1 protein-coding gene is annotated in these 579 nt (G+C 39.4%); it reads right to left on the bottom strand.

What is annotated here, in order from left to right:
* On the bottom strand, positions 1-442 hold a 442-nt coding region (mobQ, locus tag ACYVL2_RS20080), incomplete at its 3' end, for a MobQ family relaxase (RefSeq protein WP_460546574.1).
* Between the last annotated feature and the right edge of the window lie 137 nt (positions 443-579).

Below are 579 nucleotides of genomic sequence, written 5' to 3'. Positions count from 1 at the left end.
CGAAACCATTTTCATCAATGTTTCTCATCGTTAACATGATATGAGCATGAGGATTATTAGCATCGTCACGATGAATGACAATATCAGCAACCATTCCTTTTTGAACAAACTCGTTTTGAGCAAAAGATCGAATGAGTTCTTTTTGTTGGTCATGATTCAGTTCAATTGGTAACGCAATGTTTAATTCGCGTGCTAATTGCGAGTCTTTGCGCTTCTCTACTTTTTCAACTTCATTCCATAAACGGTTCCGATCTTTCATCCATTCTGGCGCATTGGAAGGAGTTAGAATCATGGTTTCCGGTTGTATATTACGAGCATAAAACTTTTGTTCATCTGTGCGTTCATCATGTAGTTTTTCGCCACTGCGATAAGCAGCTGCAGCAATAGCCGATTGGCCTTTTGAACGGCTGATAATTTGCATCGATAAATGGTAAATTGCCATGATTCTTTCCTCCTTTCTTGAGAATGGATTTGTGTTTTGGAATAAGTTGATGAGAGCACGAGGTGCACTAATCAACGCTTTAGATGAAATCAGCATCATGAACACCAAAGGTGTCAGATGGTGGTTTCATCTTTGCC

This window comes from Glycomyces halotolerans, assembly GCF_054779575.1.
The sequence above is the reverse complement of the archived record's forward strand: the minus strand, read 5'-3'. Positions and strand labels throughout refer to the sequence as shown.